Source organism: Christiangramia echinicola DSM 19838, from assembly GCF_000423065.1.
Classification (GTDB): Bacteria; Bacteroidota; Bacteroidia; order Flavobacteriales; family Flavobacteriaceae; genus Christiangramia; species Christiangramia echinicola.
The window spans coordinates 433927-460838 of the sequence record NZ_AUHG01000012.1; the positions used below are offsets into that span (position 1 = coordinate 433927).

At 37.0% G+C, this 26912-nt stretch carries 19 protein-coding genes; 9 read left to right on the plus strand and 10 right to left on the minus strand.

Translation table 11 applies throughout. The features are described 5' to 3' along the window. From G530_RS0111305 to G530_RS0111335, 7 genes are all read right to left on the minus strand, one after another. On the minus strand, nt 1-1362 hold the full coding sequence (locus tag G530_RS0111305) for a vanadium-dependent haloperoxidase (RefSeq protein WP_026934643.1): 1362 nt from the start codon (nt 1360-1362) through the stop codon (nt 1-3). Then, the gene (locus tag G530_RS0111310) at nt 1359-4643 is read right to left on the minus strand and encodes a VCBS repeat-containing protein (RefSeq protein ID WP_026934644.1); all 3285 of its coding nucleotides are present in this window, start codon (nt 4641-4643) and stop codon (nt 1359-1361) included. The genes G530_RS0111305 and G530_RS0111310 overlap by 4 nt, the downstream gene beginning before the upstream one ends. Next, on the minus strand, nt 4636-7950 hold the full coding sequence (locus tag G530_RS0111315) for a VCBS repeat-containing protein (protein WP_051199769.1): 3315 nt from the start codon (nt 7948-7950) through the stop codon (nt 4636-4638). Before G530_RS0111315 ends, G530_RS0111310 begins: the two co-directional genes overlap by 8 nt. Before the next feature lie 234 nt (nt 7951-8184). Then, nucleotides 8185-9717: a RagB/SusD family nutrient uptake outer membrane protein gene (locus G530_RS0111320; RefSeq protein ID WP_026934646.1), complete on the minus strand. Its 1533-nt coding sequence runs from the start codon at nt 9715-9717 to the stop codon at nt 8185-8187. 12 nt (nt 9718-9729) lie between these two features. Then, entirely contained in the window at nt 9730-12741 is a 3012-nt protein-coding gene (locus tag G530_RS0111325; protein ID WP_026934647.1) for a SusC/RagA family TonB-linked outer membrane protein, read from the minus strand. A gap of 265 nt (nt 12742-13006) precedes the next feature. After that, nucleotides 13007-13651: a gluconate 2-dehydrogenase subunit 3 family protein gene (locus G530_RS0111330; protein WP_026934648.1), complete on the minus strand. Its 645-nt coding sequence runs from the start codon at nt 13649-13651 to the stop codon at nt 13007-13009. 10 nt (nt 13652-13661) lie between these two features. Beyond that, nucleotides 13662-15365 (minus strand): GMC oxidoreductase, encoded by a 1704-nt coding sequence (locus tag G530_RS0111335; protein WP_026934649.1) that lies wholly within the window; start codon nt 15363-15365, stop codon nt 13662-13664. A gap of 148 nt (nt 15366-15513) precedes the next feature. On the opposite strand from G530_RS0111335, the gene G530_RS0111340 reads away from it, so the two are divergent. The 9 genes from G530_RS0111340 to G530_RS0111380 all read left to right on the plus strand — a co-directional run bounded on the left by G530_RS0111340 (nt 15514) and on the right by G530_RS0111380 (nt 24197). Next, on the plus strand, nt 15514-16512 hold the full coding sequence (locus G530_RS0111340; protein WP_026934650.1) for a sugar phosphate isomerase/epimerase family protein: 999 nt from the start codon (nt 15514-15516) through the stop codon (nt 16510-16512). Nucleotides 16513-16529: 17 nt separating this feature from the next. Continuing rightward, nucleotides 16530-17768: an MFS transporter gene (locus G530_RS0111345; RefSeq protein WP_026934651.1), complete on the plus strand. Its 1239-nt coding sequence runs from the start codon at nt 16530-16532 to the stop codon at nt 17766-17768. 11 nt (nt 17769-17779) lie between these two features. Then, on the plus strand, nt 17780-18919 hold the full coding sequence (locus tag G530_RS0111350) for a Gfo/Idh/MocA family protein (protein ID WP_169514041.1): 1140 nt from the start codon (nt 17780-17782) through the stop codon (nt 18917-18919). Between the two features lie 16 nt (nt 18920-18935). After that, nucleotides 18936-19997, plus strand: a complete 1062-nt coding sequence (locus G530_RS0111355) for a sugar phosphate isomerase/epimerase family protein (protein WP_026934653.1) — start codon at nt 18936-18938, stop codon at nt 19995-19997. A 2-nt stretch (nt 19998-19999) separates the two neighbouring features. Then, nucleotides 20000-20752 (plus strand): 3-keto-disaccharide hydrolase, encoded by a 753-nt coding sequence (locus tag G530_RS0111360; protein WP_026934654.1) that lies wholly within the window; start codon nt 20000-20002, stop codon nt 20750-20752. Nucleotides 20753-20844: 92 nt separating this feature from the next. Then, on the plus strand, nt 20845-22059 hold the full coding sequence (locus G530_RS0111365; RefSeq protein WP_026934655.1) for a bifunctional alpha/beta hydrolase/OsmC family protein: 1215 nt from the start codon (nt 20845-20847) through the stop codon (nt 22057-22059). 111 nt (nt 22060-22170) lie between these two features. Then, nucleotides 22171-22764, plus strand: coding sequence for a superoxide dismutase family protein (locus tag G530_RS0111370; RefSeq protein WP_026934656.1), 594 nt, complete (start codon nt 22171-22173; stop codon nt 22762-22764). Nucleotides 22765-22853: 89 nt separating this feature from the next. Continuing rightward, complete coding sequence (locus G530_RS0111375) at nt 22854-23384, plus strand: RNA polymerase sigma factor (protein WP_026934657.1); 531 nt, start codon at nt 22854-22856, stop codon at nt 23382-23384. A 3-nt stretch (nt 23385-23387) separates the two neighbouring features. Continuing rightward, entirely contained in the window at nt 23388-24197 is an 810-nt protein-coding gene (locus G530_RS0111380; protein WP_026934658.1) for an anti-sigma factor, read from the plus strand. Nucleotides 24198-24448: 251 nt separating this feature from the next. Here the strand turns inward: G530_RS0111380 and G530_RS0111385 are convergent, their stop codons facing one another. The 3 genes from G530_RS0111385 to G530_RS0111395 are packed head-to-tail and all read right to left on the minus strand — an operon-like array spanning nt 24449 to nt 26871. Continuing rightward, the gene (locus G530_RS0111385; protein ID WP_026934659.1) at nt 24449-25204 is read right to left on the minus strand and encodes a LytR/AlgR family response regulator transcription factor; all 756 of its coding nucleotides are present in this window, start codon (nt 25202-25204) and stop codon (nt 24449-24451) included. Nucleotides 25205-25231: 27 nt separating this feature from the next. After that, the gene (locus G530_RS0111390) at nt 25232-25546 is read right to left on the minus strand and encodes a 2TM domain-containing protein (protein WP_026934660.1); all 315 of its coding nucleotides are present in this window, start codon (nt 25544-25546) and stop codon (nt 25232-25234) included. Continuing rightward, a complete protein-coding gene (locus tag G530_RS0111395; protein ID WP_026934661.1) occupies nt 25546-26871 on the minus strand; it encodes a 2TM domain-containing protein in 1326 nt (441 codons plus the stop codon). Before G530_RS0111395 ends, G530_RS0111390 begins: the two co-directional genes overlap by 1 nt. Nucleotides 26872-26912: the final 41 nt, after the last annotated feature.

The window sequence follows — 26912 nt, forward strand, 5'->3', positions numbered from 1 at the left end:
TCAATTCGAAGCCAGGTTTTGAGCATCAGTAGTTAACTTTAAATTCTCCACTACAAAATTCCCAAGGTCTCTACCCTGCTTAAGGCCTACCTCTATGGCCGCTCTATAGTGGATACCTCCAAAAAGCCTACTGTTTGCTGCTTCCCTTGAAGCTTCGTTAAACGAATTAAAAGTTCTTACCGGTAATCCATAGCTTACCTCTGTATCATCCTCAAAACTAAAATTATCGCCGAAGATATTGGTTAAAACTACAGCTGCTGCCCCGGAAACAACTGAATGTCCGCTGGTATATTCTGGAAATGGTGGAGTTTGTAAAACCGGAGTCCAGTTTTCATCTATATATTTATTGATCAGAGTTTCAGGCCTAACCAGGCTGCTTCGATATTTCTCGTCCCAACAGCTTATAAAAGCATCTGCCATTGCAATAGAAGTCCTGGTATAGGCATAAACAGTCTTATTGAAATCTGCATTGGTCTTTCTGCAAGCGATCTTAGTAATTCCTATCCAGTGACCACCAGGAGTGATCTTTTTAGTTGCAAACATAAGATGCCCTTTTTGAGTAGAAACGTAAGGATTACAATCCCAGAATTTAGCGATCTGGAGTTTTTCATTCTTCTCACTATCCCCTATAGAATCCATTTCCTTTTTCACTTTATAGACTTCCATTAATTCTGAGTAAAATTCAGAATCGGACTCCATAGAAAATTCCGGCGGAGGAGTAGGTTTAAACTGGCCTGCTGAATCAATAACAAAAGGCCTTATCTTCATCCAATGTGGTTCAATTCCATCCATGTAAGAAGGCGGAGTGGGTTGCCACCTACTCTCATCATCTGTATACAATGAAAACTTAGGCATAGTACGGGTTGCAGCATAGTTATCATGTTTCATCCAGGCTTTAATATGATCTGCAACCTGCAGGCCATATACTTTAGATCTCATGAAACTCTCTGGATTTGTATTTTCCCAATCCTGGTAAATGCTATCCCGGAATTTTTCTATTCGTTCTTCCGAAAAGATCAAACTTTTTCCTATTTCATAAAAAGCCACAATAGATGACACACGAAGATTTAATCCTGTAGTATCATTAGGGGCTGGAACTGGAGTTAGTTCATTGACCTGTCCTACCAGGCTCTTATATTCTGAATTTCCAGCCTGTAAGGCCTCATATGCAGCAATGTTTGAATAGGCATAGATCCTACTAGCTACCGGTGGTGAGAAAATATCGTGCACCTGAACTTCAGTAAGTTTATCAACTGCTGTATGATAATCATCAGCAGATACCACAATTGGCTCATGCTTTTCACAGGAACTAAAAAGTAGAACCAGTATAATTACTGCAACTATTTTATTTAAAATCTTCATATAGAATCCTGAAATTTATAAATGACCGGTTCGGTATCATTCACTAAACCGATGAAATATCTAATTTTATTAATTTTTATTTCAATAAGCTTATTTAAAGCCTTACCAGTGAAATCTATTCCGGTTCTTAACTCTTCCTTCATTTCTTTGCCAGAAAGAATCATTGCTCCTGGAAATGCTCCAAAAGCACCATGGTAAGGAGTAACACCAAAATAATTTCCTCCCAGAATGGCAGCCTCGCCTTTATTCTGTAAATCACTCACTACTAATATAGTATTTATAGGAGCAAATTGTAAATTATTGTTAAATGGAATGAAAATAAGTTTACCATTATCATTTTTCAGGTAACCCGATTCTGTAGTTTTAATTTCTCTAATAGCTAATTTATTAAGTGCTTCACCAAATATTTCATCAACATTTTTGCCCGCGAATTTTTTATAATTCGGGAATTTTTTCTTTAAAAAATTCATTTGCCCAACAAGGTCATCCAGACCTGCAAATGTGTAATATTTACCATTTACATTTCGTGCTAGAATTGTTTCGGTATCACCATTCTGGTCTATATCTCCATAATACATTCTTAAGGGAGCTTTTTCTGAAGCCTTAAATTTTGAATTTACACCCCAGTTACCGAGTAAATAATCCTTATCACCATCATTATCAATATCGAAAGGCTCAATGGTTTGCCACAAACCGGTCAACTGGTATAATGCTTCATCTTTAGAAAGGCTAAGAGTTTTTCCATTATTTCTGAAAACCTTTGGATACATCCATTCTCCAATCACAATCAATTCTGGAAAGCCATCATTATCAAGATCATCCCAAATGGCATCGGTTATCATTCCTGCCTGTCTAATTTCATCGTTTTGAACCAACCGGAATTTCCCATCAATATTTTCCAATAAGTATGATTCCGGTATTTTACCAAAATCGCCGGCTACCGCACGTCCTCCTATGAAAATATCAAGATCCCCATCTTTATCCATATCGCTAGAAGCTATCACCCCGGCATCAGAATAATATTCAGGTAAGTCTACCTTTTCCCAGGAACCACTAATTTTTGTCCAGTAGCTATCTTTTAATACATCCAGGGTTCCGGTGAATTCTCCACCTCCTGTTACGTAGAAAAGATCATCCTGACCATCTCCATTAAAATCGGCAATTTCTACTCCGCGGACCTCAGCATTTTTAGTTTCTGCTAGAAATGGGTAATCTGCCTGTTTAAGGCCATCTTCTCTTTGCAAATAGACTTCGGAAACTACTCCCCGAGAATTTCCTATAAAAATATCTTCAAGTCCGTCGTTATTCAAGTCTCCAGTGGCCGCTACCGGCATTTCATCTGAAATGCGATATGGAATCAGCTTCTGTCGATCAAAATCATTATAAGAGTTCTCCTTGTGCGCATATGAAAATCCAGCAATGCTATCTACAAGTTCAAAAGTTTTATTTCCTGGAGAATATTTAGAAACCAAAGGATTTTCACTTGAAGTACCGGTAGGACTCAAAATTAATTTCTGATTTGTTTTTACATTTTTAAGTTTCTTGAAACGTCCATCTGGCCAGAACACAAGAATTGAATCTATTTCCTTCTTATTTCCATAGCCAAAATGAATCAGTGGTTCAGATGATGACTGGAAACCTTTGCTAGTAAACAATTGATCGTATTGCAATTCCCCATCTACATAGGAATAAACCTTTGCTCCTATCCCAAAAGTGTTCTTGCCGGATTCTTTGAATTGAATAGTTAGGTAGTTATTATTCTTAGAGGCCGAATTCGAATAAATATAGGCTTCAGCATTAATATTATTAGTAACCAGATCCAAATCACCGTCGTTATCAAGATCGCCGTACGCACTACCATTTGAGAAAGACGCTTCAGGAATTACCCATTTAGAGGACTTGTCTTTGAATTTCAGATTTTTTGAACCTTTGTAAAAATAATTATTCACCTTTCCTTCAGGCATCATATTTAAAGCTTCTTTATCAATAAACCCGGCATCACTATTTTTTTTATTGATCTGGGAGTTAGATATAAATCTTATATAATCCAGGTCATTCGGCCTTCTTACAATTCCATTAGATACAAAAAGGTCATTTTCACCGTCCTGGTCATAATCTGCAAATAAAGGAGACCAGCTCCAATCTGTCGCTTCAATATCACTTAGCAGTGCAATTTCATGAAAGTTCTTACCGGAATTATTAAGTTGTAGCATATTCCGGCTAAATTGCCTGTGATAACCATATTTCATCCGCAGGTTTAATATATTAATATCTTCATCACCTACTGAAGCTTTTAAAACAGTTTCATCTTCAGGCAACATATCTACCGACAGGATATCCGGATAGCCATCATGATTGATATCTGCAATATCACTTCCCATAGAAAACCTGCTAACCTGGGTCATTTTACTTTTCATTTCCTCGGTAAAGCTCCCATCTCCATCGTTCATATAGAGATAGTCATCTTCATGAAAATCGTTACTTACGTAGATATCTGTGAAACCATCATTATTTAGATCGGCGGTCGCTAAACCCAGTCCGTAAGCGTTTGGACCACCATAAATACCAGCCTTTTCATTAACATCAATAAATTTTCCATCTTTAAATTCAAATAGTTTATCTCCGCTGGATTCAGTCCTTATATCCCTTATATTTGAAGGACTGAAAGATTCATCTGTATGTACGGCATGATTAAGAACATACAGGTCCAGGTCTCCGTCATTATCATAATCAAAGAAAGATGCTGCAGTTCCATAATTTTCCAGCGCAATTCCGTATTCCGTAGCAGCCTCGGTGAAGGTATTGTCCTGGTTATTAATGAATAATTCGTTTTTACCTTTCAATCCCTTGATTCCACTTACAGCGAGAACATATATGTCAAGATATCCGTCTGAATTTACATCGGCCATGGTTACGCCGGTGTTCCAATCTGAATTGCCCTTAATTCCTGAAGATTTGGAAATATCCTGAAACTTCATTTCGCCATGATTCAGGAACAACCTGTTCTCTTCTTGATTGGAGGTAAAGAAAATATCTGGTAATCCGTCATTATTAATGTCTCCAATTGCAACACCTCCGCCATTGTAATAATAGAGGTATTCCAGGATGTTTAAAGAATCTGTTTCGGTAAGGTCGTTACGGAAATTCATATCTGTTTCCTCTGATCTTAACCTCTGAAAAAGAAAATCTGTTTCCTTCGCAAACTTTTCGTTTTCTTCTTTTGCACAAGAATTAAGAAAGATCAAAATCAATAAAAAAAAGCCCCATGAAATTTTACTCATTTCGCTTAAAAAGTTTGGGTTTTTCGTTGGTAATCCCGGCCAGCAGGTATTCATTTCCGTTCTTGTCTTTCAACCATTTCAGGGATTTAACTTCTCCCTTTAATGTTAATCCTGAAGTTTTAGAATCTGCGACCTCGAATCCTTCATCAGCATTTAATAAAATAGTTCCAAAACTTGCATCCATTCGACCAAACTGAGGTTTTAAAGAATAATTATTACCGGCAAGGATAATATCCTGTTTTCCATCCTGGTTAAAGTCACCGGCAGTAATACTACAAACACAGGAATATTGGGCCTCCGGCGGTAAAGAATGAACTTTAAAATTAGCCTTTCCATCATTATAGGCTATAATACTTTCAAAATTAGTTATTATACTTACCTCAGCATTCTCCAAAACCTCGGGTTCAAAAAGATCCTGAACAGATTTACTAGAATATTCACTGAATTTCATATTCTGCTTTTTAATAGATACAACCTGCCCGGCCAATTCCCGTTTGGTATGCAAAGGAATGTCACGGCCTTCAATTGTTCTTGTGAAGATCTGTTCCGTTGTTCCATTAAGATCAAAATCTGCCACGAACATTTTAGCAGGTTCACTTTCAGAAGCCTGGAAACTGGCATTTCTACCCCGGTTTCCAAAGATCAGATCGGCAAACCCATCGTTATTAAGATCCCGGGCAAAAACACTATTGTATAAACCAGTGTATTCAGAAAGTTGATCTTCTTTGAGATCAAAATTGCCATTTTTATTGATAAAAATCCTGGGACTCATCCATTCTCCTACAACACTTAGATCAGGCTGACCATCTGAATTAAGATCTTCAAAAATTGCTGCCTTAACCATTCCGATATGCTTTAATCCTGGAGCTGCAGTCTCTGTAATATTTTTAAAAACACCTTTGCCGTTATTTTCAAGAAGCTGGCTCGAAACCTTCAGTCCATAGATACCGGGAACCGTGTAAATTCCCAGAAAAAGGTCTACATCTCCATCATTATCTATATCTGCCACTTCTACATTGGAAATATTATTTGGGGAATATGCCACTACTTTATAGTCACTAAATTGTAAGTTCCCATTATTTATATAGGCCCTGAGACCCGTCCTGGCATTTTTAAAATTCCCTCCTGAAGTTACTAATAGATCCAGATCACTATCTCCATCGATATCTGCAAATTCAGCATCAGTATCTTCGAAATTATCTCCTGCATTAAAATCGATCTGTTTTAATTCACCTGGTTTTTTTTGGAGGTAGATCTTACCAGAACTCCCAAAGGCACCTCCAATATAAATATCATCATTACCATCACCATCCAGGTCGCCTACTGCTATAGCAGGACCTTCTCGAGACTGCATTTTTGGAATAAGCCCTTCATAATCAAAATCTACATGCCTGTCCTCTTTATTAATTTCAAATTCCGTGGCTATTTCTTCGAACCAGGCTTCTTTATTATCAGATGCTTTTTTCCAGCTACTTTTAGCATTAGCCTGGTCTAGAACTAAGGTTGAGTTTAATTCAGGTGCCTTTACAATTAATTGTTTTTTGTTTGGGAAAACGATTCTTACTGAATCTATCTTCTGCTTTTTTCCTAAACCTATGGTTTGCACATAGTCTACTGAAGACTGAAATCCACGAGTAGGAATAAGCTCCTGCCGGATTACTTCGCCATCGCCATAAAGATCCAGTACACTCCCAATAGCCATCGTATTTTTTCCTTCACCTTTTATTTTAAGCTTAATAAAGCTATTCCCGGTTTTTTCACTATTATTTCTATATACAAAAGCTGGCATATTGAAGTTGTTCACAATCAGGTCAAGATCACCATCATTATCTAGATCTGCATAGGCTGAACCATTTGAAAACCCCGGATGATCCAGGCCCCATTCTTCTGCCATATTTTCAAAAACTAAATCCTTACCATTTTTCAAGGCATAATTAGGAATTGGTGTAGACGGCATTTTGTTAATCACTTTATCTATATCCTCTTTCTTGCCGGTAATACTCATCTTCTGAATAATATCATTGGCAAAAAAGTCCATGAAATCATTATTGGTGAGATCATGGAAAATACCATTGCTCACAAAAATATCGCGGTAGCCATCATTGTCCATGTCAAACATTAAAGCTCCCCAGCTCCAGTCGGTTTTCGCAACGCCACTAAAATGGGCAATTTCAGAAAAGGTTCCGTCCCCATTATTCAGCTGCAGCGTATTCTGCATATATTGATTATAAAAATCACGGCTTTTCTTAAGCTGGAATAGATCATACCTTTCATAATCTCCAGTTTCCTTAAGGCGTTTATCATCCTCGGGCAGCATATCTGTAACAAAGATCTCGGGCAAGCCGTCATTATTAAGATCGGCCATATCTGCTCCCATAGAAGACAGGCTTAAATGCTGCATATAATCCTTGATTTCTTCAGAAAAAGTACCGTCCCCTTTATTTATATATAGATAATCACGCTCATAGAAGTCATTAGAAACATAAATATCAGGTAGAAAATCACCGTTAATATCTCCTATGGTTACACCTAAGCCAAAACCAATTAAACTGCCATAAATACCAGCCTCCTCACTAACATCAGTAAATTTCCCATTATCATTCCTTAATAATTTGTCTCCTCCACCTTTTAAGACCTCAGGAATATTCCAGTCTTCGCTGCGTAATTCTCTTTTATTCACATACCCGAGACTACTTACGGGTATAAAACTGTTATTCAATAAATAAACATCCAGGTCACCATCACCATCATAATCAAAAAAAGCAGCGTGGGTTCCAAAACCACTGTCGTCTAAATTGTACTCTTCTGCTTTCTCTGTAAAAGTGAGGTCTCCATTATTTATAAAAAGTTCATTTTTTTTATCGTCGCCTTCCAGGTTACCCGCATTACATACATAAATATCCAGGAAGCCATCAGCATTGATATCTACCAGTGTTACCCCAGTCGACCAGGATCTGCTTCCTTCCACACCTGCCGAGACACTAATATCTTCGAATTTAAAATTTCCCTTATTTAGATAGAGATTATTCTTTTGCCGATTAGCAGTTAGATAAACATCCGGGAAACCATCATTATTTAGGTCTCCTATTCCTACACCTCCCCCATTATAAAAGTTCCTGTAATTAAAAATATTAAAGTCTTTTTCGTTTTCAACCCTATTTACAAAATCTATTCCTGTTGAATCTGAAGGCATTTCTGTAAATAGTTTTTGCTCTTGAGACTCATTATAAGTGTGTTCACTTTTTTTATCCTTTTCGCAGGAGAACGCAATTAATATATTGAGTAGTAATACAATTTTCTTGATCATTGATATTTGGATATTAAACAATGCTGCAAAATTCTGAACTTAAGATAAGCACTTCCATAAAATTAGGTTCTAAAATCAGATCGATTTTTCACTATTATTTTTTAAGTTACGGTTTAGTTTGCTCTATTTAGTTTTAAATAAACTTCTAATGAAATTGGTAGGCTTTGAGACTTTTTAAATCAAAAGCCTCCCCTGATTAAGGAAAGGCTTCTAATTTTGAAATATAAATACTATCTAATATCCAGGATTCTGATTTAAATTAGGATTGGTAGATAATGCTGCCGGCGGAATTGGAAATAATAAATACGTCTCAGAAGTTGCTGGTTTTTCGTAATGCGCATCAAGGAATGTCGAAAAACGAATTTGATCATTTCTTCTCCATCCTTCCCAATATAATTCTCTAGCTCTTTCGTCAAGAATTTCATCTAAGGTAACTGCACCAAGATCTGAAGCTCCTCTCACTGATCGTATAGAATTAACTAAGGATTCAGGAGTATCTCCATTAGTAGTAGATCCACCTCTAAGGATAGCTTCCGCTTTCATCAATAATGCATCAGCATATCTAAAATGCACATAATCATTTCCCGGTGATGCTGTATTTGTAAAATCTACAGGATATTTAATTACCCTTATCCCTGCTACCTCACTGGAGGCAGTAAGAGAAAAATCTCTGGTAAATGCTAAAGGATCACCATTTCTATCCTCTAATGGACTTCCATCTGCAGCAAATTGCTGACCGAGTAAAAATCCAGCATTCATACCAGTATTACCTTCGAAATAATCTGGAGTGAATTCTCGTCTCATATCGCCATCTTCATAGAGATCATAAATTTCTGCCAGGGTTACAAAACCGTTCCAGCCATCGGGCTGGTTATTATAATGCAAGGTCATATGCCATCTGGAATGCGTATTCGCAGGGTTATTTCCTCGGTCATTCTCACTTACAAATATATTTTCAGAACTATCATCTGTATTGGTCGGAGAGAAATTATCGAAATACATTGTTTCCAATTGATAATCACCTGAATTAATAATTGCATCCACATGGGTTATTACATTATTCATATCTCCAGAATCGAAGTTAAAAGGGCCCGGCGATGCAGCATTTGAACCTTCATCTGTAGCCAAATAGACTGCCCTGTTGAGATATGCTTTAGCTAATAAAAAATGAGCGGCATTCTGGCTAGCTAAAGTTTGATCCCCAGTATCCGGTAGATCATTAATTACTTCTTCCAGTTCTGCAATTATAAACTCAATCCCTTCTGGTCTAGATAAGGTAATAGAAGGAGGCTCAGTGAGATTTTCTCCCGGCTCTCTACCTAAAACTATCCCAAAATTATCCAGTAAGTGGAAAGCGAAAAAGGCTCTAAGAAATCTAGCTTGTGCGGCTTGCTCAGGGGTAGGATCGAATTCCAAAACCTGTGTTGACCGAAAAATACCAGATAACATACTAGTATATGCATTTTGAATAAAGCCATTAGAACTAGACCAGGTATGAGTATGAAAGTTTCTCCAAACTCCACCATCATCCCAGTCGGCCCCTCTGGTAGGGCCCGCCATTTCATCTGAACTATGTTCCTGAAGTGCAAAGATATTATCCTGGGTATCAAAAGCCCTCATTGCCTGATACGCTGAAATGAGCAAGGATTCTGTATCTGCAGTCGCAGCTGCCACATCACTACCAACTGAATCGTTTAACTCTTCATCCAGGCTTGTACACCCAAATGCAAGAATACTAACGAATAAAATTAATACTATTTTTTTCATAAGAATTTTTTATTAAAAGTTTGCATTTATTCCTATCGTAAAACTTCTGCTTCTTGGATAGGAAGTATAATCAATACCAAATGAAGGAACTTCATCAATAGCCTTGTTTACATTCACCTCAGGGTCAAACCCATCATATGGTGTAATTACAAAAAGGTTTTGACCAGCTACATAGACACGAAGTGAATTCATCCATTCTATTGAAAAATCCTCTTCACCTTTAAAAGTATAGCCGATAGAGGCACTATTAAGCCTTAAAAAGTCACCACTTTGAAGATCTTTTGTAGATAAGAATGGACCTCCATTTGCTGGATCGGCCCCAGAATTAACTTCTACATACGTCGCATTATCCCCATTCGCAACTGCTGCTTTATAAAATAATGCCGCGTTCGTATTATCATATATCTGATGACCATAAGCTCCATTTAAGTTTGCGCTAAAGTCAAAATTTCTGAATGTAGCATTTAATCCTATACCCAAAGTTATATCTGGGTTAGGATCTCCAACGAAATCTCTATCAGATGTTCTTCCCGGACCATCAAAGTTGGGATTTACCGTACCATCTCCATTTACATCTACGTAAGTCGGTGCTCCATTTGCATCATATCCGTTAAATAGCGGTAAATAAAAAGCGTACAGAGGTTGGTTATCATATAATAACTGTGACTGTTGTCCTGTTAAACTTCTACCATCAACCTGACCGGTTGGAATACCAATAGGAAATTGATTACTTACATTGCTAATAACATTATCCAGGAATGCCATATTATAGGAAACATCAAATGTCCAGTCATCATTTTGAATAACATTTGCGTTAAAAGAAATTTCAAAACCTTCGTTCTCAATCTCGATATCGTCAAAATTTGTCCAGTAATTCACATCCGGAGCAGGTTGAATGGCCGGTAATCTAAATAACAAATCATTCGTAGTTCTGTTAAAATAATCCAGTGTACCAGTAAGACGGTCATTAAAAAATCCAAAATCAATACCAATACCATACTGTTCTGTAGTTTCCCATTGTAAATCTGGATTCGCAACATTAACCTGTTGAATAGCTGAACCATCATCTGTAGGACCAAATTGAGTTTGAGCAGATCCGGCAGGAAATTCCTGATTACCCGTTATACCCCAACTACCTCTAAGTTTAAGATTGGAAAATATTGTAGGTATAAATTCTTCTTCTGAAATTCTCCACGCAGCTCCAACGGAAGGGAAATATCCATATCTGTTATTTTTACCGAATTTACTGGAACCATCAGCTCTCAAGGTTGCAGTAAAAAGATATTTACTCAACCAGTTAAAATTTGCCCTACCAAAGAAGGATTGTAATTCTGAAGATGGATTATAATATGCAAGGGATTCAGTAGGCTGGAAAGTAGCCGCATACCCTATATCCTTAATATACTTATCCTGATCTGCGATACTAAAATCTCGCGCTATTAAACTATTACCTTTGGATTCAAAACTTTGATAGGAATATCCTACCACCGCATCAAGTTTCAGGTCTGTAGCAATAACTGAGTTATAACTTAAAGTATGTTCAAAAAGTTTATTGAAGTTATAGTTGTCTTCATATGAAGCAACCCCACGTCCAAAAATATTATTAGCATTAAATGCCGTAGAAATTGCGGTTCGTCTAGTAGATTCACTTCTGTCCAAACCTACATTAAATTTATAATCAAGGCCTTCAATAATATTTACTGTGGCAGACATATTTGCCAGAATTCTTGAAGTCTCAGTTTTATCCTCGAAATAATCTAGAAAAGCCTGGGGGTTTCTCTGGTTATCACTTGGTTGATTAAATGATCCATCATCATTATAAAAAGGACGGGTTGGATTCCATCTTAAAGCTGATGACATTAGATCCCCCTCTGCCGATGCATCTTCAAAAATTGCTTCTCCATCATCTTTTATGTAAGAATAAATAATATTAGATTTAAAGGTTACTACGTCTTTAAATACACGCTGAGTAATATTTATATTACCGGTATATTTTTCCTGCCCAGTACCTTTAACAATTCCTTCCTGATCCAGCAACCCTAAGGAAATTCTGAAATTCCCTGTATCTCCTCCAGAACCATAAGAAAAATCATGCTGCTGGGTAAATGCGGTGCGTAAAATAGATCCTAGAGGATCCACTCTAGCGCCAAAATCTGAGTTAGAATTTCCAACGCTAGAGGCGATACCTGGATAGTCTTCCGCAGATATCAGGTCGTATTCATTGGATATATTACTGGTTTGAAATGATGAATTGAAACTTATCTGAGGTTTTCCACTTCTACCTCCACGAGTAGTGATCAAAACAACTCCATTTGCTCCACGTGAACCATAAATAGCAGTTGCCGAAGCATCTTTCAAAATATCAATACTTGCAATATCACTTGAATTAATAAATGCAAGAGGGTTGGTAGAACCTCTTCTTCCCAGCCCGGTATCATTTCCCGGACTTACATTACCACCACTTAGCGGCACACCATCTACAACTATTAAAGGATCATTTCCAGCTCGAATGGAGGATGTACCTCTAACTCTAATATTAGCCCCTGCACCTGGTTCACCACTTGCTTGTGTAATTTGAACACCGGCGACTCTACCTTGAAGTAATTGGTCTGGGGAGGTGTTAATACCTTTATTAAATTCATCAGATTTAACAGATGATACTGCACCTGTCGCATCTCGAACGGTCGTTTGACCATATCCAATAAGCACTACTTCTTCAAGTTCAGAAGCATCAGCTGCTAAATTAATATCAATAATTGATCTACCCTCTAATAACACTTCCTGGGTTTCATACCCAACAAAGCTATATACTAGAGTAGCATCTGCTGGAACATTGTTGAGGGTGTAATTACCATCAAAATCTGTAGTAGTACCCGTAGAAGTTCCTTTAATTGCAACGGTAGCTCCCGGTAGCGGACCAGTTTCATCAGTAACCGTTCCTGTGACCGTTTGTTGTGCATTTGCCATCCCATATAAAAGGAAGATTGATGCAAACAAAAAGCCCCTGAAGATAATTTGTTTCATATGTAAAAGTTTTAGTTGGAGTAATCCAGAATTATTTCTGAACGCACTTAAATTTATATAAATTATTACTACTTAATAAGTTAAATGTGAAAAAAATTAAAATTTACACGTTGTTTTACATGCTAATTTGCTAAATGTTTAGCATGTAAAATGAATAATTATTAATTATGCAATATATCCAGTATTCAAATTATCAACTACTCAATTCAACTATGCATTAGATAATGCTTGAAATAATCACACGCCTTTTTATTTTAACCTTCAACTATAAAGACATAGCCTTTCCCCCTCCAAACTCATCTATAGAACCACATGGAATATATTCACCAGGAATTGGGTCGTACCACATTACATTTTCTCCTATTTCTTCGCTATTCTTCCAGGCCCAGATTCCTACACCTCTAATACTGGTTAAATAGGCAAAAGCACCGGCATCATCATCAATTTCAACTTCAGGATCCTGATTTTGAGCATCCTGAGTTTCTGTATTTCTTTTAGCGTAAGCTTCTTTTTCAGCTGGAGTTGCCTTCAGGTATTTTTTTATAAGTTGCTCAAAGTCTTCTTCACTTCCTTCCCCCTGCTCTTTATCAAATTCTTTTTTAAATGATCTTGAAAACGCATTTGCAGAACGAAGAAACCTATCTCTTCTTTCCTCATCGGCAACCTTATCCATATAAGAATCTATAAATTGAGGAATATTTAAGTCAGTTGCTCCAGGTGTATCTGAAGTAGGAAGAATTATATTCAGAATTTTTTTTAAAGCGTATCCATGAGACGCTGTTAGAAATGCTGGTTCCCAATCATATTCAGGTTCATTCTTACAACTTTGTAATAAACTAAGAGCAGAGGGCCCTATTACAAATATCCCGGCTCCTAATCCTATATTCTTTAATGCCTGTCTCCTTTTCATAATCTATATTTTATGCATTAGACTTTTTGAAGTTCTTTGAAGCATGATCTGCCGCCCTTGCTGTCATCGCCATATAGGTTAATGATGGATTCTGACAACCAGCAGAAGTCATAAAGGCGCCATCTGTTACATATACATTAGAAACTCCATGCACCTGGTTATTTCCGTTTAAAACGGAAGTTTTTGGATCTCGTCCCATTCTGGCCATTCCCATTTCATGAATACCAAGACCGGGGGCTCCAATATCGTCGTATCCTTCTACGTCCTTAAAACCTGCTTTTTCCAACATTTCTACGGCCTGGGAAACCATGTCTTCACGCATTTTAAGTTCATTTTCTTTGAATTCGGCATCGAAAGTAACCGTTGGAAGATCCCATTCATCAAGTTTATTATAATCCAGGGTCATTTTATTTTCATGGTATGGTAAAGTTTCACCAAATCCCATAAGTCCCATATTCCATCCTCCCGGTTCTACAATAGCTTTTTTAAGTTCTTCTCCGTAGGCAGCTTCTGCAATGTTATCAGACCAGTTTGTTCTACTTGCACCACCCTGGTATCCATACCCTCTAATAAAACCTAGGTTCTCATCGTTACCATTTAGATTTCGAAATCTGGGTAAGTAAATACCATTCGGTTTTCGTCCTTTATAATATTTATCGTCAAAACCATCATAATTTCCAGATGCACCAGCTTTAAAATGATGATCCATTACGTTATGGCCAAGCTCACCAGAATCGTTCCCCATTCCGTCAGGGAATCTATCAGATTTTGATTGCATCAAAATACTTGCAGAAGCTACGGCAGAAGCACAAAGAAAAATAACTTTAGCCTTGAACTCCATCGTCTCTTTCGTATTGGCATCTATCACTTTAACTCCTGTAGCTTTTTTAGTTTCAGGATCATACATCACCTGGCTAACTACAGAGTTAGGTCTCAAGGTCATATTACCCGTTCTTTCTGCAGCTGGTAAAGTAGAGGAATTACTACTAAAATACCCTCCATAAGGACAACCCCTTATACATCTGTTTCTATACTGGCATTTAGACCTGCCTTCAAATTTTTTATCACCGGTGATGTGAGCCACCCTTCCTGAGGTCATAACTCTACCATCAAAGTTTTCAGCTATACTCTCTCTGAAATAATCCTCCACACAGTTAAGGTCCATTGGTGGTAAAAACTGACCATCTGGCAACTGACTTAACCCAAGTTTTTCTCCACAAACACCTATATAAGATTCAACATGATCATACCATGGAGCAATATCTTTATATCTAATAGGCCAGTCTATACCAAAACCATCTTTCTTATTGGCCTCGAAATCCATATCACTTAACCGATAACTATGGCGACCCCACATGATAGACCTACCACCTACGTGATAACCACGCATCCAGTCAAAACGTTTTACCTCATTATAAGGATGCTTAATATCATCTACAAACCAGTGCTTACTAGGTTCTGCAACAGTATACCCGGTTCTGGCCTGTTTCAACTGTCTTTTTTTTTCTTCTCTGGGAACCTGTCCTTTGAACTTATAATCCCATGGATCATCGTTCATCGTAGGATAATCCTTAACATGTTCAACCATTCGTCCTCTTTCCAAAACAAGCGTTTTGAAGCCTTTTTCACAAAGTTCCTTGGCAGCCCAGCCACCACTGATACCTGTGCCTACAACTATAGCGTCATAATTGTCATTTTCATAATATTTACTCACAATTATTTGTTTTTTTGATGAAGAATCCGTTCGAAGTATATCAAATATATAAATTAATAGGTATAATTTTGCATCTTTAAAAAAAAGCCTACATTTATTTTTCATTTTGAAAATATAAGTAATGCCTTCAATAACACCCAGATAGACAATGACTCTCAAGCCGCTCAAAAATCTTCTAATTATCATAATCAGTTCTTTAATCGTAAGTTTTGTTTCGTGTAAACAAAAAGCTGATAACAACCAATTAAATCCTGAAAAAGCGACTTCAGAAAATTCACAAGATTCTCTTTTTTTCAAACTATCTCTGGCAGAATGGTCTTTACATACACAAATTGAAGAAGGAGAATTGAATCCTATGGATTTTGCAGAAAAAGCAAGTGAACTGGGATTTGAAGGCATAGAGTATGTTACCAGTTTTTATGCAGATAGCATTAAAAAAGCTGAAGATCCTGAAGCCAGAATGCAGGCGATGCTTAAAAAACTCAAATCAAGTAGTGAGAAATTTGGCGTTACAAACGTATTACTGATGATTGATGGAGAAGGTGATCTTGCGGTATCAGATTCTATAGAGCGAAATAAGGCGGTAGAAAATCACAAAAAATGGGTAGATGCTGCTAATTATCTTGGATGTCATTCCATAAGAGTAAATCTTTTTGGCAGTAATGATCCTGAAGAATGGAAAGCTAATTCGGCAGATGCTCTTGCAAAACTCTCGAAATATGCTGCCGGCAGGAATGTGAATGTTCTGGTAGAAAATCACGGATATTTATCTTCCAATGCCGACCTATTGGTAGAGGTGATGAAAATGGTAAATATGGAAAATTGCGGGACTTTACCAGATTTCGGGAATTTCTGCCTGCAAAGAAAAGGTGGAGAAAGATGGGATGCGTCTTGCATTGAAGAATATCCTCGATATGAAGGAGTTAAAAAAATGATGCCTTACGCCAAAGCGGTTAGCGCAAAATCCTATACGTTTAATGATAATGGCGAGGAAGAGACTATAAATTATAAGAAAATGTTGAATATAATTAAGGATGGCGGATATAATGGTTTTATAGGAGTGGAATTCGAAGGAACAGATATATCTCCTGAAGAAGGAATTCTGAAAACTAAAAATCTGCTTCTTGAAGCGGGGAAAACATTATAAAACCCAATTTCTCAGTTATGAATAAACTAATAAGATTTCAACTTTCCCTGATGATGTTCCTCGAATTCTTTATATGGGGAGGCTGGTTCGTTACCCTGGGAACATTTCTTGGTTACAATCTTAATGCTACAGATGTACAAATTTCAACTGCATTCTCTACACAGTCCTGGGGAGCAATTATCGCTCCTTTTATTATTGGGCTAATTGCCGACCGCTTTTTTAATGCGGAAAGGATTCTTGGTATCTTACATATAATAGGCGCTATTCTGCTTTATTTAATGTACATAAGCACAGATTTTGCTGAATTCTACCCACTCGTGCTGGGTTATATGATCGCTTATATGCCAACATTAGCTTTAGTGAATTCGGTTAGTTTTAACCAAATGAAAGACCCGGCCAAGGAATTTTCTTATATCAGGGTTTTTGGAACGATAGGATGGATCGTGGCGGGATTAGTAATTAGCTATTTATTCTACTGGGATGCTCCGGAAGCAAGACAGGACGGGATGTTGAAATATACCTTTCTAATGGTAAGTATTGCCTCTGCTTTTCTTGGGTTATTCAGTTTTACATTGCCTGAAACACCTCCTACAGCCGACAGGTCTAAAAAGGTTAGTATCGTTGAGACACTAGGTCTAGATGCGCTGAGCCTACTGAAGGATCGAAATTTCTTAATTTTCTTCGTTGCATCTGTGCTCATATGTATTCCACTAGCTTTTTATTACCAGAATACAAATCCATTCTTATCTGAAATTGGAGTTGAAAATCCAACCGGCCTTATGACCTTAGGCCAGGTTTCTGAAGTATTATTCATGCTGCTTCTTCCCTTCTTCTTTAAAAAGTTTGGCTTTAAAATGACTATTATCGCCGGGATGCTGGCTTGGACGCTTCGATATATATTATTTGCCTATGGAGATTCTGGAGAGCTGATTTTTATGCTCCTTACAGGTATAGCATTACACGGAATCTGTTATGACTTTTTCTTTGTATCTGGACAGATCTATACTGATTTTAAAGCTGGTTCAAAATTTAAAAGTTCAGCCCAAGGACTTATCACTCTGGCAACCTATGGCGTGGGAATGCTCATTGGTTTTTACGTTGCTGGACTTATCACCAATGCATATTTAACCGGAGAAAAAATGCACGATTGGGAAACGATCTGGATCTATCCTGCAGGATTTGCATTTGGAGTAATGCTACTTTTTGCCTTATTTTTTAAAAATGAAAAGATCGATAAAAAGGATATTGAAATATAAATGTGAATTGAATTATGGCTAAGATCAGACTAGGAATATTAGGCGGAGGAGAAGATTCCTTAATTGGAATATTACACAGGGTTGCGGCAAACATGTTTGACCAGTTCGAGATTACAGGAGGAGTTTTTGACGTTAAACATGAGAAAAGTCTGCAATTTGGTGAAAAACTTCAATTAGATAAATCAAGGGTTTATAAAGATCTGGATCATTTAATTGAAACAGAGAAACAACTACCCGAGGATAAACGAATTCAAGCTGTTTCTATACTAACGCCCAATTTTCTACATTTTCCCATGGCAAAAAAGTTACTGGAAAATGGCTTCAACGTGATCTGCGAAAAACCTCTTACCACCACCTATGAAGAGGCCAAAATACTAAATGAACTTCAGCAAAGATCTAATGTAATTTTCGCGGTTACCTATACTTATACGGGATATCCCATGATAAGGCAAATGAAGACAATGATCGCGAATGGAGATATTGGAAAGATTCAAAAAGTAGATGTTCAATATTACCAGGGATGGATCAATCCATTGATTCATGACAAGGAAAAAAGATCTGCGACCTGGCGATTAGATCCTGAAAAATCTGGAATTAGCTGTTGCATTGGAGATATAGGAACCCACGCTTTCAATATGGCGGAATTTGTCACGGGTATGACAGTAGAAAACATCCTGGCAGATCTTAATTATCTATATGAAGACAACCCTATGGATATTGACGGTACCGTTCTTCTAAGATTTCAGGATAACATTAAAGGAGTACTTAGAGCCAGCCAGATCGCTACCGGGGAAGAAAACAATTTCACTGTTCAGATCTATGGAGATAAAGGCGGACTAAAATGGGAACAGGAAAATCCTAATCACCTTTATTTACTAAAAGAAGACCAGCCATTACAGGTTATTAAACCAGGTCATGGCTTTCTAAGCGAATTCTCTTTAGAAGGCACTAAACTACCGCCGGGCCACCCAGAAGGAATTTTTGATTCTATGGGTAACATATACTACGGTGTGGCAATGGCTATTAGAGATAAATCAAAATTCGAAGGAGCTTATCCCAAGCTCAATGATGGTTTACGCGGAATGAATTTTATTGAAAAAACTGTTTCCTCACACAAAAAGGGGAATGTTTGGATAGAAATGAAAGACTAATATAAAATATTAGAAAATGAAGACGATCAAAGGACCTGCTGTATTTTTAGCACAGTTCATGGACGATAAAGAACCTTTTAATTCACTGGATGGTTTATGTAAATGGGCATCAAAGTTAGGTTATAAAGGTATCCAGATCCCAACCTGGGAAACCAGGTTAATAGACATAGAAAAAGCAGCTAATAGTAAAACTTATTGTGACGAACTAAAAGGTAACATTGAATCTTATGGGCTGGAAATAACCGAGCTTAGTTCTCATTTACAGGGACAGCTTGTAGCAGTTCATCCTGCTTATGATATTATGTTCGATAATTTTGCGCCTGATGATTACAAGAACAATCCTGAAAAAAGGACAAAATGGGCTATAGATCAACTAAAATATTGTGCAAAAGCCAGCCGTAATTTAGGATTGGATGTGCATGGTACTTTTAGTGGTTCTTTTCTATGGCATACTATGCATCCATGGCCTCAAAGACCAGAAGGCCTCGTAGAAATGGGTTTTAAGGAATTAGCGAAACGCTGGATGCCTATTCTAAATGAATTTGACGAACAGGGAGTAGACGTTTGTTACGAAATTCATCCCGGTGAAGACCTGCATGACGGAGTCACTTTTGAGCGTTTTCTGGATGCTACAAATAATCATAAAAGGGTGAATATTCTATATGATCCAAGCCATTTTGTTTTACAGCAACTTGACTATATTGAATATATAGACCATTATCACGATTATATAAAAATGTTCCATGTAAAAGATGCTGAATTTAATCCTACCGGAAAAAAAGGAATGTTTGGTGGTTTTGGTGACTGGAAAGATAGGGCCGGTAGATACAGACATCCTGGAGATGGTCAGGTAGATTTTCAAACTGTTTTTTCAAAATTAACAGAATATGGCTGTGATGTTTGGGCAGTCCTGGAATGGGAATGTTGTATTAAATCACCAGATCAGGGAGCTAGAGAAGGAGCTCCGTTTATTAAAAAATATATTATTGAAGCAACAGAAAAAAGGTTCGATGACTTTGCAGGATCTGAAATTGATGAAAGTAAACTAAAACGAATTTTAGGAATTAATAAAAATTGATAATGAAAAGAATAATTTTAATAGGATGTTCCATACTGGCTTTGACTTCATGCAAAAACGATAAGAAAGAATCTCAGGAAGTTGAAGTAGCCAAAACTGAAAAGATGGAAGCTAAGACCAATGAAAATAAGGAATGGAAAGTACTTTTTAGTGGAGAAGATCTGGAAGGCTGGCAGACCTATAATAGGGATTCGATTTCTAGCCAGTGGAAAGTGGAGGATGGTGCGATCTCATTTGCTCCTGCAAAAGGTGATAAAAGGATCAAAGAGTATTTAATGACTAAAGATAAATATGAAAATTTTGAGCTTCAGATCGAATGGAAAATTTCTGAAGGTGGAAATAGCGGAATATTATATGGGGTACAGGAAATGGATAAATACGATGAGCCTTATTACACCGGCCCTGAAATACAGATCCTTGATAATCAAAAACATCCAGATGCAAAAAACGGTTTAAACCGTACTGCTGGTGCTTTATACGATATGGTACCTCCAAATAAAGATGTTACGAAATCTGCCGGGGAATGGAATAAGGAAGTTATTCATATAGATCATAAAGAAAATATAGGCTGGGTAAAATTAAATGGAGTGAAGGTGACTGAATTTCCTGTAAATGGAGAAAAATGGAAAAATATGGTCCAGGACTCTAAATTTAGTCAATGGGAAGACTTTGGAACCAGTAGCAAAGGCTATATAGCATTGCAGGATCATGATGATAAAGTCTGGTTTAGAAATATTAAAATAAAAGAACTTTAAGAATAGTTTATCAAATTAAAAGCTGCCACCAAGGCAGCTTTTTTTTATTCTTGATATTTACCAGGAAATTCTGTTTCCTTAATTATATAATTATGCAAAAGATCGACGTAAGCTTCAAGAATTCAGATTCTAAAACCTTGAAAGGAGTTATAGAATTACCATTCAATAAAAACCCGGAAAACTTTGTTCTTTTTGCACATTGCTTTACCTGTAATAAGAATTTTCATGCTCCATCAAATATTAGTAAGAGCCTTGCCTCTAAAGGCTATGGAGTTTTAAGGTTCGATTTTACCGGACTGGGAGATAGTGAAGGAGAATTTGAAGATACAAGTTTCTCTGGAAACGTAGATGACCTGGTTGCGGCAGCAAAGTTCCTGGAAAAAGAATATAATGCACCTGCCTTGATAGTGGGTCATTCTTTAGGTGGTGCCGCTGCCCTATTCGCTTCAGCAAAGATCGAATCTGTTAAAGCTATAGTCACCATCAATGCCCCTTCCAATCTAACCCACGTTCAAAAACATTTTGAGTCTAGTTTGAATGAAATTGAAAACGAAGGTTCAGCAAATATTAAAATTGGTGGTCGCAGTTTCAAGATTAAAAAGCATTTTGTAGATGACCTTGAGAAAAATAAAGATGCCAGGGCCATGAATAAAATAAGAAAACCATTGCTTATTATGCATTCACCACAGGATGAAATCGTATCTATAGACCATGCTGAAGAACTATACAAAGCTGCATGGCATCCAAAAAGTTTTATTTCTCTGGATGGTGCAGATCATATGTTAAGCAACAAGCCTGATTCTCAATATGCCGGTACCGTGATTGCGGCATGGGCCAGCAACTACATCAAAGAAACTGAAGTGCCAGAATTGGAAACAGACCACGAAGTTATGGCAAATCTTGGCCATGAGGGTTATACCACTCAAATGGTAGCTGGCAGGCATCATTTTATTGCAGATGAACCGGTAAAAGCTGGTGGTAGTGATCTTGGACCAAATCCATATGAATTAGTGTCGAGCGGACTGGCAGCATGTACTTCCATGACTATACAAATGTACGCTCGTAGAAAAAAATGGAATGTTGATAATGTTGAAACCCACGTAAATTATTCCAAAAAGCATGCTGATGATTGTGCAGATTGCGAAAATGATATGGCCAAAATAGACAGTTTTGACCGTGAGATCTCTTTAAAAGGTGACCTGGATGATAAACAGGTCAAAAGATTAATGGAAATAGCAGATAAGTGCCCGGTACATAAAACCTTATCTGCAAAAGCACAGATTAAAACGAAGTTGAGAAATTCTTAGATCTGTCCCCTAATATTTTCCCATTGTTAAGCTATACTTAAATCTTTGGTGATCCCTTTGAATAGGATTAATTTAGAGTCATTAAATGATTTTTAAACCAATCGAAACACTATGAAACGTATTAGCTTATCTCTTGTTCTTTGTGCAGGATTAATCTTCACAAGTTGCAAGAATGACAAAAAAGAAAAAGAAATGGAAGACCAGTCAGAAACTGAAATGACTTCTGATATGGAGACCGAAGAGGAAAAAGAAGTAAAAAAAGTAAAGGTTACTCTTAATTCGGTTAGTGATTCTGATTTATCAGGAAACGTAGTATTCACTGAAGAAGATGGTGAAGTATCTATGACCGCGATCATTTCTGGTTTAGCCGAAGGTACACATGCTATACATATCCATGAAAAAGGAGACTGTTCTGCTGCTGATGGTAAATCTGCTGGAGGTCACTGGAACCCAACCGATGCTCAACATGGTGAATGGGGAGACTCTGAAGGATATCATAAAGGAGATATCGGGAATTTCGAAGTTGATGCCAATGGTAATGGTACTGTTAATATGAGTACAGATGAGTGGTGTATAGGATGTGGCGATGCTAAAAAGGATATTTTAGGAAAAGCTGTAATCGTACACGATGGTATTGATGACTATACTTCTCAACCTTCTGGTGCAGCCGGAACCCGCGTAGGATGTGGAGAAATTAATATGTAAAGAATTTTCAAATACTATTTTAAAGCGGCCGAAAAGCCGCTTTTTTTATATACTTATAAAACTTATATTTATTTCCTCAAACAAAATTTATGCAGCAGGACGGACTTATCCTTGAACTCCAAAATGGTAATGAAAGGGCTTTTCAACGTATTTATGAATTATATTCTGAAAGCGTTTACGGTATCATATATAGTATATTAAATGATGAGGCTATAGCACAGGAAATACTTCAGGATGTATTTCTTAAGATCTGGAATAACTCTTCTTCTTATAATTCTGATAAAGGAAGGTTTTTTACCTGGATCCTGAATATAGCCCGAAATGCTTCTATAGACCACATAAGATCTAAAAGCCATAAGAACAGTAAGAAAAACCTTGCTGCAGATAATTTCGTAGATATTCTGGAGAGCAGATCAAACTTTTCAGCTAAAGCTGATGCGATCGGGATCAAAAAGTATATCGATATTCTTAAGCCGGTTTGTAAAAAGTTGATAGACCTTTTATTTTTTAAAGGTTATACCCAAAAAGAAACCGCTGAAGAACTTGAAATGCCCCTGGGAACTGTCAAAACGAGAAACAGAGCCTGTATAAATAAGTTAAGGGAAATGTTAGCAGAATAAGAAATGGATATAAAAGAATACATATCATCTGGAATACTGGAATTATACGTTTACGGTGCGCTTACTGAAGCAGAAAGCCGTGAAGTTAGCCAGGCATTAAGGGAACATCCTGAAATAAGAAAAGAGGTTGAGGAGATCGAAGTTGCCCTGCAGAAATTATCTGCTGCAGCCGCTCCGTCATATAATGCAGAGGCGATACTTGCCAGTATAAAGAAAAAATTAGGAAACAAATCTGAAGGTACTGTTATTGGTATCGAAAGGAAAAAGGAAACAGACTGGGTCGCTTACATGGGATGGGCCGCAACTGTGGTACTTCTTGTTGGACTATTCTTCGTATTTGAAGATAAGAATAACCTGAGAGAACAGCTTAGCTCAGAACAGGCTGAAAATGCTAAAATGGAGCAGCAGATCGCTGATGCAAGAGAAGATGCAGAAAAGTCTGAAGAACTACTTGCCGTATTAAGGGACAAGAACGTTTCAAAAGTATCTTTACAGGGACAGAATGTAGCACCAGAGGCATATGCCGCCGTTTACTGGAATAAGGAAGAAAACAAAGCGTATATAGACGCTAAAGATCTTCCGGAACCTCCTAGAGGTAAGGTTTACCAGGTATGGTCTTTAAAACTGGAGCCACTTACTCCTACCAGTATTGGATTACTTGATGAATTTGATATGGATGACAATAAGATCTTCGCCTTAGAAAATGCCAATGAATCACAGGCATTTGGTATTACACTTGAGCCAGAAGGTGGTAGTGATTCACCTACAATGGATCAATTATACGTACTGGGTGCGGTAGCTGCGGCTCCTTAATGATCTATTCAAAATAATTATAAACAATAAGCCCCGCGTGAAAACGCGGGGCTTATCTTTGTAAATACTTAGAAAAATTCCGGGAGGAATTTGTTAACCTCTAAGCATCTAACCAACCAAAAAAATCAAAAACTCAAAATCGATAATTTGACAAAAGGCAAATTATTCAATAACAAACCTTAGAGTTATATCAAGATATACGGAAGGAGATGCACGTTGGTTTTTAAATTTTCAATTTTAACATTTATAAATCAGTTATTTAACCAGGTCTTGAAATCCCTTACCCTTTCCCTGCTTACTATTAGCTGGAATTCATTAAAGTTTTCAAGCTTTACCTCTAATCTGGAATTAGTGTATGAGACGATATCTTTAATTGCATTGATGTTCAAAATACACTTTCTATTGATACGGTAGAATTTATCAGGATCAAGATCTTCTTCAAGTTGCTCTAACGGAATGTCTATTGGATAATTTCTACCTGAATTGCAATGAATATAGGTAGCTTTATTTTCAGAAAAAAAACAGGCTACATCTGCAATCTCAACAAGTTTAAGATGTTGCCCGATTTGAGCCGTGAATCTCGTTTTATAATTCTTGCTATTAGTAGATTGAGTTAGTAAAGATCTTAATTCACTTACATCAAAGTTACTGGACTGCTTTTGGGTATTATTAAATTTAGTGATCGCAGCCTCCAGTTCCTCTTCATCTATTGGCTTTAAAAGATAATCTATGCTATTTAGCTTAAAAGCCTTTAGTGCGTATTCATCGTACGCGGTCGTAAAAATAATCGCACTATCTGTTTTTATATGCTCAAATATCTCAAAAGAAAGGCCATCGCTTAATTGAATGTCCAGGAATATAAGATCTGGATGTTGGTTATTATTAAACCAGTCTACAGCTTCTGCAACCGAATGAAGCATGATCTGGGTTTCTATTCCCAGTTTTGCAAGCATTCTTTGTAAGCGCCTGGCAGCCGGCTTTTCGTCTTCAATAATTATAACTCTTATCACTCTTTAATTATATATGTAAATACTTTATTTCCAGATCTGCTTTTTATCCTGCTCCATCAGCTCTTTAATCTTTTTCTCTTCCCACCTTTTACTGAAGAGAAAATTTGGACCAAAAACACTTGCCCAATGGGCGAATAGACCAATACCCCAGAAAAATATGGTAGAGTAGTTTGAAATATCTGAAAGGCCATTAACGAATCCTTCGTCCTGGGTGGTAACAATAAAAATAGCGATGTTAATGAACAAATAAACTACCAGGTGTACGTAAAAACCTTTGATATCTTTAACCCGTTTTTGAGCAGCTTTATAACTGATATTTTCTTTATAATTCGTTTCCATTATTTCCATGATTTAGGTTGATTCTGATCTTTCTCCATAAGCTCTTTTATCTTACGTTCTTCCCAGTCTGATCCATATCCAAATACTGAAAACCCGTGAATTGTTAGTCCAATTCCCCATCCGAATAAAGGGAACCAAAACCACTGAAAATCCCAATAGGTGTAGTAATTGATGAAAATAAGGAAAGGAATGACTACGCTGTATGATATCAGGTTTCCGTAGAATTCCTTGATCTCCTTTACTCTCTGTTTTGCTTTAAAATAAGCGTTCTCCTGGTTGATTTCATTTGTATCCATAACTGAAATTTGTTTGGTTAATACAGGTAATTTTACACTGAAAATTTCTTCGTTTTGTTCGATTAAAACTTTTCTTTGGGTGACTTCGTTATATCTATTCACAATATTTTGAAGCCCTACTCCTTTCCTACCGCTTAAAACTTCTTTCTTCTGAAAATTGTTCTCTACGATAAGATATCCGTCAGCTTCATAGATCCTGATCCTTAATGGTTTATTCTCGCTTACAATATTATGTTTGATAGTATTTTCCAGTAATAACTGCAGGGAAAGCGGCACTACCTTAGCATCTTCGTTAGATAACTCTTCAGGTATTTCAAAATAAATACTATTCTCAAATCGCATTTTCAGCAATTTCATGTAGGTATTTGCAAAGTTTAATTCTTCCTTTACACTCACCAGCTCCTTGTCCTTTTGCTCCAACACATATCTATATATCTTAGAAAGTGCAGTGGTAAACTTCTGTGCCTGGTCTGGGTTTTCATCAATAAGTGAAGCCAGCACGTTCAGGCTATTAAAAAGAAAGTGGGGATCTAATTGATTCTTAAGGGCATCAAATTTGGCAGATGCTGTACCTGCTATGATCTTCTGTTGCTTTACTTTTTTCTCCTGAACTGCCTTATAGAAATATACCAGGTGAAAAAAGAGAGAAATGATCGCCGTAAACATTAATGGGAAAAAGTAAAACCCAATGCTTTCATTTTCCAGAAAGCTTTCTAAAGCTATCCCCTGATAGAGCGTTTTATCGACTAATCTGCAGAAAAAGAATCCTATTAAGGTAATAACTATAGAGCCAGCGGTTGCGATGATCACCCTTTTTACACCAGCTTGTGCCCAGCCAATCTTTTTTCCGAAGAACCAGAAATAGAGTGAATTTAAAGCGGTAAGCACAAAGGAATAGAAAAAATACATTCCCCAGTAATCTGCATTTTTAAAATTCTCGTAGTCCATTCCGTTAAAAGTGGTATCCAGCAAAATAACCAGGAGCGTTACCACAAAACTGATCTTTAATATTTTAAACAGAAATTTCATAGTCAATTTATATTCTGAAGCTAATTTGAGAAGATTGTACG